The sequence below is a fragment of the Microseira sp. BLCC-F43 genome (genome assembly GCF_041929235.1).
Lineage (GTDB): Bacteria > Cyanobacteriota > Cyanobacteriia > Cyanobacteriales > Aerosakkonemataceae > Microseira.
Genome location: NZ_JBHFNP010000234.1, coordinates 35,355 through 48,398, shown reverse-complemented (window position 1 = coordinate 48,398; position 13,044 = coordinate 35,355). Strand labels below are relative to the sequence as shown.

At 48.2% G+C, this 13,044-nt stretch carries 15 protein-coding genes and 1 pseudogene; 8 read left to right on the top strand and 8 right to left on the bottom strand.

Features of this window, described 5'->3' with window-relative positions:
- Positions 1-4: 4 nt before the first annotated feature.
- The 4 genes from ACE1CM_RS31390 to ACE1CM_RS31375 form a co-directional block, all read right to left on the bottom strand.
- Positions 5-736 (bottom strand): hypothetical protein, encoded by a 732-nt coding sequence (locus ACE1CM_RS31390; protein ID WP_374882791.1) that lies wholly within the window; start codon positions 734-736, stop codon positions 5-7.
- Positions 737-1,283: 547 nt separating this feature from the next.
- Complete coding sequence (hpsU, locus tag ACE1CM_RS31385) at positions 1,284-1,925, bottom strand: hormogonium polysaccharide biosynthesis acetyltransferase HpsU (RefSeq protein ID WP_374882790.1); 642 nt, start codon at positions 1,923-1,925, stop codon at positions 1,284-1,286.
- The gene (locus ACE1CM_RS31380) at positions 1,897-2,886 is read right to left on the bottom strand and encodes a glycosyltransferase family 2 protein (protein ID WP_374882789.1); all 990 of its coding nucleotides are present in this window, start codon (positions 2,884-2,886) and stop codon (positions 1,897-1,899) included. The genes hpsU and ACE1CM_RS31380 overlap by 29 nt, the downstream gene beginning before the upstream one ends.
- An 855-nt stretch (positions 2,887-3,741) precedes the next feature.
- On the bottom strand, positions 3,742-4,431 hold the full coding sequence (locus tag ACE1CM_RS31375; protein ID WP_374882788.1) for a hypothetical protein: 690 nt from the start codon (positions 4,429-4,431) through the stop codon (positions 3,742-3,744).
- 76 nt (positions 4,432-4,507) lie between these two features.
- Between ACE1CM_RS31375 and cobU the strand changes: the two genes are divergently transcribed.
- Entirely contained in the window at positions 4,508-5,077 is a 570-nt protein-coding gene (cobU, locus tag ACE1CM_RS31370; RefSeq protein WP_374882786.1) for a bifunctional adenosylcobinamide kinase/adenosylcobinamide-phosphate guanylyltransferase, read from the top strand.
- A 442-nt stretch (positions 5,078-5,519) separates the two neighbouring features.
- A complete protein-coding gene (locus tag ACE1CM_RS31365; protein WP_374882785.1) occupies positions 5,520-5,942 on the top strand; it encodes a hypothetical protein in 423 nt (140 codons plus the stop codon).
- 228 nt (positions 5,943-6,170) lie between these two features.
- Here the strand turns inward: ACE1CM_RS31365 and ACE1CM_RS31360 are convergent, their stop codons facing one another.
- The 3 genes from ACE1CM_RS31360 to ACE1CM_RS31350 form a co-directional block, all read right to left on the bottom strand.
- Complete coding sequence (locus ACE1CM_RS31360) at positions 6,171-7,115, bottom strand: ribonuclease Z (protein WP_374882784.1); 945 nt, start codon at positions 7,113-7,115, stop codon at positions 6,171-6,173.
- A 58-nt stretch (positions 7,116-7,173) separates the two neighbouring features.
- Positions 7,174-7,443 carry a type II toxin-antitoxin system VapB family antitoxin gene (locus ACE1CM_RS31355; RefSeq protein ID WP_374882783.1) on the bottom strand — a complete coding sequence of 90 codons (270 nt, stop codon included), beginning with the start codon at positions 7,441-7,443 and terminating at the stop codon, positions 7,174-7,176.
- Between the two features lie 70 nt (positions 7,444-7,513).
- The gene (locus ACE1CM_RS31350) at positions 7,514-7,888 is read right to left on the bottom strand and encodes a DUF4926 domain-containing protein (RefSeq protein ID WP_374882782.1); all 375 of its coding nucleotides are present in this window, start codon (positions 7,886-7,888) and stop codon (positions 7,514-7,516) included.
- Positions 7,889-7,920: 32 nt separating this feature from the next.
- Between ACE1CM_RS31350 and ACE1CM_RS31345 the strand changes: the two genes are divergently transcribed.
- The 5 genes and pseudogenes from ACE1CM_RS31345 (at position 7,921) to ACE1CM_RS31325 (ending at position 11,564) form a co-directional block, all read left to right on the top strand.
- Entirely contained in the window at positions 7,921-8,163 is a 243-nt protein-coding gene (locus ACE1CM_RS31345; RefSeq protein ID WP_374882781.1) for a DUF433 domain-containing protein, read from the top strand.
- Between the two features lie 37 nt (positions 8,164-8,200).
- Positions 8,201-8,551, top strand: a pseudogene (locus ACE1CM_RS31340) (DUF5615 family PIN-like protein); the annotation flags it as partial.
- Positions 8,552-8,615: 64 nt separating this feature from the next.
- The gene (locus ACE1CM_RS31335) at positions 8,616-9,404 is read left to right on the top strand and encodes a leucine-rich repeat domain-containing protein (RefSeq protein ID WP_374882780.1); all 789 of its coding nucleotides are present in this window, start codon (positions 8,616-8,618) and stop codon (positions 9,402-9,404) included.
- A gap of 27 nt (positions 9,405-9,431) precedes the next feature.
- Positions 9,432-11,297, top strand: coding sequence for a COR domain-containing protein (locus ACE1CM_RS31330; protein WP_374882863.1), 1,866 nt, complete (start codon positions 9,432-9,434; stop codon positions 11,295-11,297).
- Positions 11,298-11,309: 12 nt separating this feature from the next.
- Positions 11,310-11,564 (top strand): hypothetical protein, encoded by a 255-nt coding sequence (locus tag ACE1CM_RS31325; protein ID WP_374882779.1) that lies wholly within the window; start codon positions 11,310-11,312, stop codon positions 11,562-11,564.
- 5 nt (positions 11,565-11,569) lie between these two features.
- Here the strand turns inward: ACE1CM_RS31325 and ACE1CM_RS31320 are convergent, their stop codons facing one another.
- Complete coding sequence (locus ACE1CM_RS31320) at positions 11,570-11,731, bottom strand: hypothetical protein (RefSeq protein ID WP_374882778.1); 162 nt, start codon at positions 11,729-11,731, stop codon at positions 11,570-11,572.
- Positions 11,732-11,811: 80 nt separating this feature from the next.
- On the opposite strand from ACE1CM_RS31320, the gene ACE1CM_RS31315 reads away from it, so the two are divergent.
- Entirely contained in the window at positions 11,812-12,984 is a 1,173-nt protein-coding gene (locus ACE1CM_RS31315; protein WP_374882777.1) for a SpoIID/LytB domain-containing protein, read from the top strand.
- The last annotated feature ends 60 nt before the right edge of the window (positions 12,985-13,044 follow it).

Here is a 13,044-nt window from a genome sequence, read left to right as displayed (position 1 = left end):
CAATCTAGCTGTTTGAACTTAAAGCAGATGTGGGAGTAAATCTTGCCTGTGTCCCCAGACGAGCTGCTTGTCCAACCGACTCAGCGATCCATTGAAACAGTTCGGTAAAATTTAAACCGTTTAACTTTTGTACCCTATCCATTATTTCACCCGGACGTTTGGCAGGCGTAATCTGTCTTAAAATAGACATATTTGCCCCCTGAACTGCAATTGAGAAAAAGGTAAGTTTAGGTTTACTGCCTCTGCCATTGTCCAAGCTCTTCAATCGTTGCGAAACTAAAAGTGCTTTCTCCAAAGCAGCATCTTGACCACCTTCAGTATATCCATAACCAGGTTGACCGTCTGTAATCATGAATATCAAAGGCTGATAGTAGGGTATTAATTGTTCGCGATAGAATGCTTTTTGCTTTTCTGCCAAGTCTATAGCGAACTCAATCGCTTCTCCCATAGGACTCACATCGCTTGCTTGAAGCTGTGGCGGCGTGAACCGATCAATTGTGACAAAGTTTTGGCATAATTCCACCGGGCCGAATGTAACAATTGCAACGTCAACCCGCATTGCCAGAATGTCATCCGCTTGTACTGCCTTTTTAAAGACAGCTAGCCCTTTATTTAACTCTTCTATTGGTACTTTACCCGTTCGAGTTGCCCATGCCATAGATGCGGATCTGTCTAGCAGCAATATTACCGGGCAACGCTGCTCTTGATCGAGCAAGCCAACCTGTTTTAACCCCATCGGACGCTCCCGATCTGAAAAAACATCCTTGTTATATAGTTTACAAAAAATAACGGCTTACTGAAATCCCCCCTTTTTTGCTTCCTGCTAGTATTAAACCGAGGGTTGTTGTTAATAAGTTTATATACCTAACACAAAGCCGGATCATCGTTTCGTGACAGCTTGCGGTATTTTACAGTCTGCGTTCAATCAGCCAGTTTTGAAAGTGGAAAACCTGGTTAAAATCAACAGTAATTAAGCAAAAAACCCGGTTTATATGGAAATTCCTGCGTTTAACAACTAAATATATTTGAATAAACCGGGTTTCTACCCCCGTGCTGCGTAAGTCCTAATCCACCAACAAAAGTTATACCAAGGTCTGGGAAAATTTAGTATAATTTAATACATGTTAATGCTAGAGATTCTCTGCCCCTAGGGATCTACAAAATTAATTTTGATGGGTTTTATCTGCCAAGAAACCCGGTTTTTTAGAGAATACCTTCGCCAAATTTGAGGTTAGCACGCACCCAGGGTTTGCCCCTTCCACGCCACCTGACGCGAAAACCCCTCAAATTTCGGTTCTGATCTTTCTTGGCGATTGGGGACGGCAGGGAGTTCCCCAGCAAACCTGTCCTGCGGGTAAACTGCGGAAAACGCTGCTGCGCGCGCCTATAACAGTATTAGCGCCAATTTGCACGCCGGGGCCAATAAAACAATCGGTTGCTACCCAAGCGCCGTTACCGATGGCGATGGGAGCGACTTTCAAGGCAAAAGCTGGGTCAGAGGCGTCGTGACTGCCGGTACAGAGGTAGCTTTTTTGGGAAATCACGCAGTGCTTGCCAATCTGAATGCGATCGAGGCTATAAAAAACCACGTCATCGCCGATCCAACTGTAATCGCCGATTTCGACTTTCCAGGGATAGGTAAAACGGGCGGTGGGACGAATGACGACGCCCTTGCCAATTTTTGCTCCAAATAGGCGCAGCAAAGCGCAGCGGGGGGCGTGTAATTGGTGGGGAGTGAGGGGGAAAGCGATCGCTTGCACGAACCACCAGAGCAAAACATACCATCCTGAACGCCCGCGATCGTAGCCCGATTGGTCGTACTTTCGCAGATCGATCCAAGGTTCGGCATCCAAAACGGGTGCTTGCTCTGGTGGATGAACAAAAGATTTAATCGCATCAGCTGGTTCTGGAGCTGACGGAGTCATAGGCAGTAGAATCCTTTGCAGAGGAAGAATCGGAAGACGGCGATGCCTTAGCGGGGGTAACCGATGGGGTGGAAACGTTTAAATGACCGCCAAAACGCTGTAACTCGTAGAGTTTCACGCCGATTTGATATTCGTATTGACTCAGCAGTCGGGCGTAGATGTATCCCGGTTTTCCATCCAAAAAGCCGAGTTGAAAAATATAACTGATAATAAACCGCAGAGTGGGTTTAAAAGGCATTCGCACCCACATTTTTTTCAGAAAGCGCTTGCGCTGGACTGCATCTCCCAAGAGGTTAGCACCAATTGTGCCCGAGTCACCCTTTCCGGTAAGGATATTCTGGTAAACGCGAGCTTCCCAGTTAGAATAGCGATTGTGGCGCGCCAGCCATTCAAAGATATCCCGAAAATCGATATGGAGCATATCCTCTTTGAGATATCCCACCTTGCCGTTTAAAACAACGTGTTCGTGGACTTCGTTGTCGCCGGTATTGCGAATTTCTTCTGTCCCCAAGTTTTCGTAGCGACCTTTTTGGTGTTTTAACAGGCGTAGGTTCCAATCGGGATATCTACCCCCGTGACGAATCCACTTACCGAGGAAGAACACGCGACGGTTGAGGTAGTAGCCATCGTACTCTGGATTTTGAATTGCCGCGGCGATTTCGTCCCACAGTTCGGGGGTAATGCGTTCGTCGCAATCGACGATCAAAACCCATTCGTTGCGGAAAGGCAGGTTTTCCAAAGACCAGTTTTTCTTCTTGGGCCAACGACCGTTAAAGTAAAACTGGACAACGTTAGCGCCGTACTTTTCGCATATTTCCACCGAGCGATCGCTGCTTTGGGAATCGACCACAAATACTTCATCTGCCCTTGCTACACTTTCTAAGCACGCAGGCAAATTAGCTTCTTCGTTTTTGGCGGGGATGAGGACGGACACTGGAATTTTAGCGGGTGTGGAAGTCATTTTGGCGGTGAGAAGAAGGGTTTAAATCGAGATTAGCAAGGGTTAAAGACACCTTGGTGAGGGACACGCACCCATTAAAGCTTAACGTAGTCGGGCCCAATTCCCCACCCTACGGGAGCGGTGGGGATGGATAGCCGGGGCAACTACGAGGTACACCCCTTGCGGGTGTCCGAGTAGTTGCCATCTTTGCCAGACGGTAGTCGATCGATCCAGTCTTCAATCAGATGAGTCATTGTTTTCTCTTTGTGAGCTGCGTACAGCTTTAGCTTGTTATAGCGATTTTCTGACAACCTAAATCGCAATGATTTTTCTTTCATTTTGGTGTACACAATGTCCTGGCACTATGCTACCGTAAAGATGGTTGATCGCCCGCCCGACTGTATGGAACAGACAGGTTGATTCCGAAGTAGAGTTATGACTCTTACCGCAGCAACATCAGAGATCGGGGAAGATGCTTGCCCTTGCTGGTCGGCTACTGCCATAAATCTAAGGTGAGCATGTCGTAAAGATATAACCTTGCGGAAGGCGAGGTTCTGCCTGTGGACGCCGTGTAAGACCATCATCGGATTGGGTTCCGAATATCCCTGTGATATTCCCAACGTGGCAACGACGGATGAAGCGGGAAACTCCTTTCGACGAATAAGACCGTCCCTGAGTTCAACGATGTTGGAAGCCCCAACCGAGCGCGAAGCAGGTTGGGGTACTTCACCTACATCTTCAAAGCCATTGCGACGGAGGCAGGAATCTTGTAAGCATTTGTACGTGCTGCCAACTCAGGATTGGTCGCTGTTGGCTATCCGGCAATATTCACAGCAGATGCACCCAAAAGTCTGGAAAATGATAACTGGGACCCGTTCATAGCTTTTGCAAATGCCCTTGTACTAAGATCAGCATTTCAGCTAGTTCGTTCAACCGATGTTCCAACTCCTGCTTGCGAGTCAAAAATTGTTTTAGTTTTTGATATCGGGCGATCCCTAAACTCACCTCTGGTAGCTGCTGGGGTGTAATTGAACGCGACCAAAGCTTGCCATCCCCATCCACCCCGCAGAGGCGATAACCCCGGAAGAATGGGTTGGGAGAAGCATTCACCCCTGCTTCAGATTGGGGTTTTCCTTCTTCTGCGGACTCGACCCAGCCTTCGATCACCGGGCCTTCCTGATAAACCGCTTGAATTTGTTGCAAAATTTGCTTTAGTTCTGCCTGCCAACCTGCTAGTGTTGCTTCGATTTCTTTGAGCAAAGTCATCGGCAGGTTTGGGTTAATCCCGTGGCGGTGACTGCTAAACGAAGGCTGTTTGAGCTTGGGAAGCGCTGGCGACTTGGTTTGGGCGGGTACAACCGCTGACTGGGATCCCAGCTTTAATTCCGATAGGGGGTCGCGCAGTACCTTTTTTGCCGCCTGGGCATCGCTCTTGCCCGTTGCGGCACTTGACAGATGCTCTTTTGTCTGCTCTTTTTGCGACGCGGATGGCTGTTCTCCAGTGGCAGCGTTTTGCGCGGCTATTTGTTGTAGCGTCGCTTCAATTTGTTTTAATTCCAGTCTCATAAAGATACCCTCTTGCGCCTGGAATCATAACCTGTTCCAGTTATTATTTCTATGCGTCAACTTCTCTCGTGGGACAATGAACCCAATAGCCGCAGCCAAAAGTCGATTAATCTTAGTTACCGGCCCAGCCAGATCCGGTAAAAGCGAATGGGCAGAAACCCTAGCTAAGCAAACCTGCAAGTCGGTCATCTACGTAGCAACCGCTACAGTTGACCCGACGGATCGAGAGTGGGTTGAACGCATTGAACAACACCGACGCAGGCGTCCGGCTGATTGGACGACTGTGCAACAGCCAATCGATCTGGCTGCTACTATTTTGGCATCTCCTCCATCCTCCTGCCTGTTGGTTGATTCCTTGGGAACTTGGGTCGCCAACTTGTTGGAGCAAGAAGATGTCTCTTGGGAGAAAACCCTGGGACGGTTACTTGACAGTTTAGCCGTTGCGAAGTCCGATACAATTTTAGTCGCCGAGGAGACGGGTTGGGGAGTGGTTCCGGCTTATCCTGCTGGTCGGACGTTCCGCGATCGCTTGGGTACTCTTGTCCGCCTTCTTGGTGCGAAGTCCGATGCGGTTTATCTGGTTACCGGCGGCTACGTACTTAACCTTACCGAGATCGGTTTTCCCCTACCGCCCAACAGTTTGTAATCGTCGGTTCAAATTTCCAACCAAGGGTTAGCATATATCTTAGCGGTTCAAACTTGAGCAATTAGCAGTATTTGGGGTAATTCTTAATTCATTGCCTATCTGAAAGCTATTTTTTCAGAATTTTAACTGTTTTCTTCACCCAGATTGACGTTGATGAATTATTATATCCAATTCCCCAAAAGTACATTTTTGGGATAAATTCTAAACTAGAATATTATAACTTCTGTCTTGTTTTGTAGCCAAAGACTATAGTCAGAAAGAAATAGAGCCAAATTTATTGCCAAAATACGATGCATTTCCCCCATAGAGCAATGGGATCGGTTTCCCTCATTCTCTTCCCTCTCCCTCTCCCCCATGACCGATGACTTATCCTTAATCGATCGCAAGGATTGAAGAAAGAGATTCACTCACTCCAACTTAAACCTCAAAATCATTGGAAAAGATGGCATCTCAACAGCAGGTTAGACAATATCTTGCCTATTGGTTTCAGTTGGGCAAGAAAGTTTTGATTAAGAGCGGTCAAGTGGCGTTGCTACCACAACCAGTTATTTCTGGCGATCGCTATAGCGAGGAATTTGAAGCGGTATGGCAGCAAATTCTCTCCCACGACTCTGGCGACTGTTACCTAGAAGCAACCAACGAAACAATTGCCCAATTGCTAACACCTGCATGGGAATTGAATCCTTGCGCCCGTTGTTCTATGCCCGTACCAATGCGGAGTGCCGGGATGCCGCCTCTGGTTTGTCCCTGCAATGACTTATCGGATTGGCCCAACACCAGCGTACCGTTACCGCGCGCGCCCGTTGACTCCCAAACTCATCTCAAAGATATCCGCGACCGACTGAGCAAATTAAAGATGAGTTAGCCGAAACTATCCAAAGAAACCGGGTTGCTCCGAAAAATCGTCGCTTTGGAACTATATAGCGGCTTGCAAGCGAGTGAGGTACACCTTCGTTTGTCAAGCGCGCAGCCATTTTTGCTGCGCGCTTGACAAACGAAGCGAAAACGCTGTACCTCATACGGCTGCAATCCGCTGTATCTCTGCAAATAAACCCGGTTTCTGGCCTCCTCGTGCGTCAGTCCTGTAAAACTATCATTCCTCATTCATCCTGCGGCGCGGCACTTCATGGGAGAAGAAGTCATAAGCCATCTGAGTATGGGGGAAAATAGCGCGGGCTTCTTTGAGCAAATCATCAAGCTGGAGGTCGTTTCCAGGGGCGTAGCGCGGGCTAAAATGGGTCATGATTAACTGCTTGACACCCGCAGCCAAAGCCACCTGTGCCGCCATTGTCGAAGTCGAGTGCAACCTCTCGAAGGCAAGATCGGCATCTTGGTGGGCAAAGGTGGCTTCGTGAATCAATACATCCGCATCTTGCGCCAGATCTACAGCACCATCGCAATAGATCGTGTCGGTACAATAGGCAATTTTGCGACCGATTTCCGTTGCGCCGCATAGATCGGCGCCGTTAATTGTACGACCATCGGGTAAAGTGGCTTTTTCCCCGCGTTTGAGTTGACCGTAAATTGGGCCGGGAGGAATTCCCATCTGGGCGGCTTTTTCCACATTAAACCGTCCGGGTCGGTCTTTTTCTACGATGCGATACCCGAAGGCGGTGACGCGGTGTTTTAGGTTACCGCAGATGACCGTATATTCCTCATCTTCGTAAACTACCCCAGGTCGAACCGTATACACCTTAAGCGGGTAGGAAAGATGGGTATAGGAATAGCGCTGACAAGCTTGCAGGTATTCGTTTAGACCTGGTGGCCCGTAAATATCGATACGGTTGGGATTGCCAGCTAAACCATAGCTTGCCAACAGTCCCATCAAACCAAAAATATGGTCGCCATGCAGGTGAGTGATAAAAATGCGACGTAGCTGGCTAATTTTGAGGTCGCTGCGGAGGATTTGATGCTGAGTGCCTTCGCCGCAATCAAACAGCCAAAATTCTGCCCGCTGGGGTAGGCGCAAACCGACAGCGGAAACATTCCGCGATCGCGTCGGTACACCGGAGCTTGTGCCTAAAAACGTTATCTGCACTGCGCTAGCTCAACCTCAATCTCTCTATTGACATTTTGACATACTGGTGTTCCATTTGTTAGCAATAGTTCATCGATTGCGAATTTAGCAGCGATCGCGCAGCTCTCCCCAAATTTCGATCGGGATTTAAACCTAGTTCATCGAGTTGATATTTTTTTCGGAATGCAGAAAGGGATTCTCCAAAACTAAGCTCTGAGTTTTTCATCTGTTTGCGATGCTGAATGTATTCACGCAATGCAATATCAACTAAAGTTTCTAGTGCCGTTTCACCTGTTAGTTCGAGTGCCTCTTGCAGTAGTGCCGTATCCACATTCAGGCTAGTTACCATTGGCTTTTTTCTCCTAACTGCTTTGCTATTATAATTTTCCAGCTTGAAATGTTGTTGGTGACGAAAAGGCTCAAGCGAGCGCCAGTTCTGTGAAAGGATTAATTAACTCGTGCTCTAAGACTAGAAAATCTTCTATTTTTAAGATTGCCATTGCATATTCACAACCTTCAGAGTCAGAAAACTCAATCAAATAGGAGAGTTGATCCTCTGATGAATATACTTCTACAATCGTTCCAACTAGACCAATCGGTAAAGCATCAAATTTAACGAATTCAGCTTCAATTAACTTCAGTTGCTCGGTGGGAATGGGTTTAAGAAGGGCGATTTGATCGAATAGTTTGGCTGGATTCATATGCGTTTGATAAATGCGATCGCGAGACTCTGATTTTTTCCATCGTAGTATACGCGATCGCTCCCCTACACCAATTCCCAAAATATTTGTCACAATAAACACATCACCACCGAGTTAAAAAAAGCATGACCATTATTAACGTTCAGAGTACTCCTGGAGTATGTGGAGGAAATGCGCGGATTCGCAACACCCGCATACCTGTGTGGACGTTGGTTTCTTTTCGCCAACAAGGGGCTGATGAGGCTGAGTTACTGAGAAATTTTCCAGGTTTGTCTCGTGAAGATCTAGAGAATGCTTGGAGTTATTACGATCGCTATCGCCAAGAGATAGATCGGGTTATCGCTTCTCATCAAACCGATGAAGATTGAAACTGTGAGGCTGTATTCTAACTAAAATTTCTCCCTCGCAATGGTTGAGAGATTGCGGGATCTAGGTTGTGATGTTTTAACTTCCTATGATGCTGGTCAAGCAAATAAAGGAATTCCCGATCGGGAAGTTCTGCGTTTTGCAACTGAACAAAACCGGGCGGTAATTACTTTCAATCGCGATGATTTTGTGGCGCTGCATCGTGGCGGTCACTACCACGCAGGAATTATTGTCTGTAAAGACGATCGAGATTACCTGGGACAAGTTGCCTTTCTTCATGCCTATTTGCAGGAGGTTGATTCCCTCCTCAATCGCTTAATTCGGATCAAAAAGCAGAATCAGCCTGGATTAAGTCATCCGGTTTTTGTGGTTCAAGAGTACAAACGATAATTATTTTCCCATCACCCGTTTTCCTCTGTCACAATAGACACAACACCACCGAGATACAAAGAGCATGACGCGAGAGGAGTTGCTGCGGTTAATCGACCAGGCGGCGGATGAAGGCTGGACAGAACTGGATTTGGCAGGATTGGGTTTGGAAGAGTTGCCAGGAGAAATTGGCAAGTGTACGCAGCTTGAGACGCTGGTTTTGGGGAAGTTGGATCGAAAGACATACAAATGGGTGGGGAATCAGCTAACTGAGTTTCCTGATGCAGTGCTTCAATTAACAAACTTAAAAATACTTTCCCTTGCTAGCAATCAGATAACAGAAATACCGGAAGCGATCGCCAAATTATCCAATTTGACAGGACTTGACCTCAGTCGCAATCAGATAACAGAAATACCGGAGGCGATCGCCAAATTATCCAATTTGACAGGACTTGACCTCAGTCGCAATCAGATAATAGAAATACCGGATGGGATTCGCAGCATGGAAAAGCTGGAAAAACTAGACTTGCGGGGTAATCCGATTCCAATTCCTCCCGAAATTCTGGGTGAAAAGGAATTCTATAAAGATCCGGGCGATTTGCGTACCATTCTCGACTTCTACTTCCAAACCCGCGACCCCAACGCTACCGAAGAACTCAACGAAGCCAAACTTTTGATTGTCGGCGAAGGCGAAGCGGGAAAAACCACCCTAGCAAACAAACTCCTCAACCCCGACTACGAACTAAAACAACAAGAACCCGCCACCGAAGGCATCGATGTGATGCGCTGGGAATTCCTACAACCCAACGGCAAACCTTTCCGCGTCCACCTCTGGGACTTTGGCGGACAAGAAATCTACCATGCCACACACTAATTCTTCCTCACCGAACGTTCCCTTTATATCCTCCTGGTCGATAACCGCCGCGAAAACCCCAACCTCTGCTACTGGCTAAATATAATCGAACTCCTCAGCAACGCCAGTCCCGTCTTCCTGATCCAGAACGAAAAACAAGACCGTCGCTGCGAAATCAACCTTTCCCAACTGCGCGGTGACTTTGCCAACCTAGAAAAATCCCTCCCCACCAACCTCGCCACCAATCGCGGACTAGAACCACTCCAACGCGCCCTGCAAAACCGCATCACCACCCTCGACCACGTTGGTACGCCCATCCCCAAACGCTGGGCAAACGTCCGCCACGTCTTAGAAAACTACTCCCAACGCAAAACCCGCATCGAAGTCTCGGAATTCTACAACATCTGCGCTGCCCAAGGTTTCAACAAGTCAGACAAACCCGCCATGCTGAGTTTGAGCAAATATCTGCACGACTTGGGCATTATCCTCCACTTCCAAAAAGACCCCATCCTCAAACACCTGGTCATCCTGCGTCCCGAATGGGCAACCAACGCCGTCTACAAAGTCACCGATAACAAACAAGTCATTACCAACTGTGGATACTTCACCCAAGAAAACCTCAGCGAAATCTGGCGCGACCGAGAATACAACGACTTGCACGACGAGTTACTCCAGTTGATGAAAAACTTCAAACTCTGTTACGAAATCCCCTGCCAACCCGGACAATACATCGCCCCGCAACGCCTCCCCCTAGAACCGCCCAAATATGACTGGGACGACAACAATAACCTGATTGTGCGCTACGAATACGAATTTATGCCCAAAGGCATCATCACCCGCCTAATCGTAGAAATGCACCCATTAATTTACCGCCCGGATGACGATCCCCCTAAATCCCCCTTGCCAAGGGGGACTTTTGAAGATGCCTCTCAATCCCTCTTGCCCAGTGAGACTGTGGACGATCCCCCTAAATCCCCCTTGCCAAGGGGGACTTTTGAAGATGCCTCTCCATCTCTCTTGCCAAGGGAGACTTTGGACGATCCCCCTAAATCCCCCTTGCCAAGGGGGACTTTTGAAGATGCCTCTCCATCTCTCTTGCCAAGGGGGACTGTGGACGATCCCCCTAAATCCCCCTTGCCAAGGGGGACTTTTGAATCTGAAACTCCGGTCCCCCCCTTATTAAGGGGGGCTAGGGGGGATCTAGTCTGGCGCGATGAAGTCATCGCCTCTCAATCTCTTTTGCCAAGGGGGACTTTTGAATCGGAAACTCCAGTCCCCCCCTTAATAAGGGGGGCTAGGGGGGATCTAGTCTGGCGCGAAGGAGTCATCTTCACCGACAACTACGCCAAAGCCGAAGTCATCGAGAATTACCACCAAAGAGAAATCCGCATTCGAGTTTCCGGCAATCAGAAAAAATCCCTTTTAGACCGCATCCGCCACGAAGCTTGGAAAATTCATGCCGCTTACGACAATCGCCTAAAATACAAAGAATTCATCCCCTGCAATTGTCCCCAATGTAAAGGTAGCCAAGACCCTCACCTCTATGATTTTGATGCGCTGCGTCGCCGTTTAGACAACCGCCGCTACGAAGTCGAATGCGAAAAAACTTATCAAATGGTCAACGTGCGGGGCTTAATGGACGATTTCCCCGACTATTCCCGCCAAGCGGAAAATCCACGAATTTCTGGAATAGATAAACCTAATTATGTAGATCCTCCCAATCCTCACCAAATTATTTACCACGTCAACCTCGGTGCTAACAAAATGACTCAAGACTCTTCCCAAACCAACAACTTCCAAGGTGCAAATCTTTCTGGCAATGGCTTTATCGTCAGTCAACTTAAAGATAATTCCCAAATTAGCAATAACTCATTTATCCAAAACAATAACGCCAACACAGCCGAACTTTTATAACTAATCTCATCAATGCGTCAAACCGCCGCCCAGTTTCCCCCAGACGTGCGCGATGAAATAATTGTCGATATTGAAGATGTAGAAGCCGAAATCCAAAAACCGGAAAGCGATCGCAACAAAACCCGCTTAAAGAAACGCTTATCCGCAATTTTGGCAATCGCTACTGCAACCGGAATTGCGATCGCAGGCATGACCGATTTTGCCAACAATGCGATCGATCTGGGCAACAAACTGGGCATCGAAGTCTCGCTACCATCAGGACGGTAAAATATTCAAGATTCTGGTAGGGGCACGGCATCAATCAGCTTTGTTGCTAACGAGAAGGTTTTCTGCTGCCGTGCCCCTACAACCAGTTGCGATCGTTTATCTGCAACCGGAAACGATATAAAATTACCTTTGGAGTTATAGCGATCGCTTGCTCCATAACACACCATAACCTATTTGTCAACCGTTTAAACTAGGAAAAGTAAGGTTGCAGAACAACTTCAACATCATTCCAGAGGTTTGGTAAAAGATGGTAGCCGCACGTTTGTTATTCTCGCTTTTATCCACAAGAAGGCAGCAATCGATGCCGGGAACAGGAGGAAAGCTAGCGATTGCTTTCCTGTTCTGGATGGCATTGATCGCCCCCGCAAAGGCAGAGTTGGAATTGCGCGTCGCGATTAAAGAGGGCGTCAACCAAGTCCAAGTCGGCAGTTCCACCAAAGCCATCATCCGCGATGGGGTGGGTAGACCCTTGGGAGAAATTGCGGGAATGAATTCGTTCAACGCCTCGTACAACGGTGGTGGCGTTGCTATCGATAGATGGCGTTCGGGGGCGGTTTGGATCGAACCGACGAATAGCGGCTATGTTTGGATAGGCGATAAATGGTATCGAGGCCGCACCCTGGTAGTCCCCACCAGTAATGGCTTAACCGCCGTCAACTATGTGAATTTAGAACAATACCTCTACAGCGTGTTGGGCGGAGAAGTATACCACAGTTGGCCTGCTGAAACCCTCAAAGCTCAAGCCGTTGCTGCCCGTACCTACGCCCTGTACCAGCGCCAAACCAGGGGCAACACGATTTACGATTTGGGCAATACGATCGCTTGGCAAGTTTACAAGGGCATCGAAGATGAAGCCCCAACGCTGTACGCCCCCGTAAATGCAACGGCGGGTCAAGTAATGGCGCACAACGGCAGGTTAATTCTGGCAGCTTTCCACGCTTCCTCTGGCGGACATACAGAAAATGTGGAAAACGTCTGGTCAGAACCTCGACCCTACCTGCGGGCGGTGCCCGACTTCGACCAAGGAACGCCGAATTTTCAGTGGGTAGAAAGATTTTCGCCTCAAGAAATGGGTCGCCGCATCGCCGGGGTGGGTAATGTGGTATCAGTGCTACCAGAGCGCATCTCCCCGTTTGGGCGCGTATTGAGTATGAAAGTAGTCGGCACAAGCGGCAGTCGGGTGGTGACTGGGGCAGCTTTACGCCAAACTCTGGGACTCAAAAGCACTTGGTTCAGCATCGCCCCCGAAGGGTCAACCTCGACACCCACAGCATTTCGCATCGACGGGCGCGGTTTTGGTCACGGACTCGGTTTGAGTCAGTGGGGCGCTTACAATATGGGGCGTTCTGGCGCTAACTACCAGCAAATTTTGCAGCACTATTACCAGGGGGCGAATTTAGCCAAGATCAAAGTCCGGTAAAAATAGCTTCGTTGCAAACTTCGTAGCGGGTAGTGGGTATTGTGTATTTAGAAACAAAGA

Coding starts and splice junctions, on each gene's coding strand:
- ACE1CM_RS31390 (WP_374882791.1), bottom strand. CDS start 736: ATGGGGTTAAAACAGGTTGGCTTGCTCGATCAAGAGCAGCGTTGCCCG.
- hpsU (WP_374882790.1), bottom strand. CDS start 1,925: ATGACTCCGTCAGCTCCAGAACCAGCTGATGCGATTAAATCTTTTGTT.
- ACE1CM_RS31380 (WP_374882789.1), bottom strand. CDS start 2,886: ATGACTTCCACACCCGCTAAAATTCCAGTGTCCGTCCTCATCCCCGCC.
- ACE1CM_RS31375 (WP_374882788.1), bottom strand. CDS start 4,431: ATGAGACTGGAATTAAAACAAATTGAAGCGACGCTACAACAAATAGCC.
- cobU (WP_374882786.1), top strand. CDS start 4,508: ATGAACCCAATAGCCGCAGCCAAAAGTCGATTAATCTTAGTTACCGGC.
- ACE1CM_RS31365 (WP_374882785.1), top strand. CDS start 5,520: ATGGCATCTCAACAGCAGGTTAGACAATATCTTGCCTATTGGTTTCAG.
- ACE1CM_RS31355 (WP_374882783.1), bottom strand. CDS start 7,443: ATGGTAACTAGCCTGAATGTGGATACGGCACTACTGCAAGAGGCACTC.
- ACE1CM_RS31345 (WP_374882781.1), top strand. CDS start 7,921: ATGACCATTATTAACGTTCAGAGTACTCCTGGAGTATGTGGAGGAAAT.
- ACE1CM_RS31335 (WP_374882780.1), top strand. CDS start 8,616: ATGACGCGAGAGGAGTTGCTGCGGTTAATCGACCAGGCGGCGGATGAA.
- ACE1CM_RS31325 (WP_374882779.1), top strand. CDS start 11,310: ATGCGTCAAACCGCCGCCCAGTTTCCCCCAGACGTGCGCGATGAAATA.
- ACE1CM_RS31320 (WP_374882778.1), bottom strand. CDS start 11,731: ATGGTGTGTTATGGAGCAAGCGATCGCTATAACTCCAAAGGTAATTTT.
- ACE1CM_RS31315 (WP_374882777.1), top strand. CDS start 11,812: ATGGTAGCCGCACGTTTGTTATTCTCGCTTTTATCCACAAGAAGGCAG.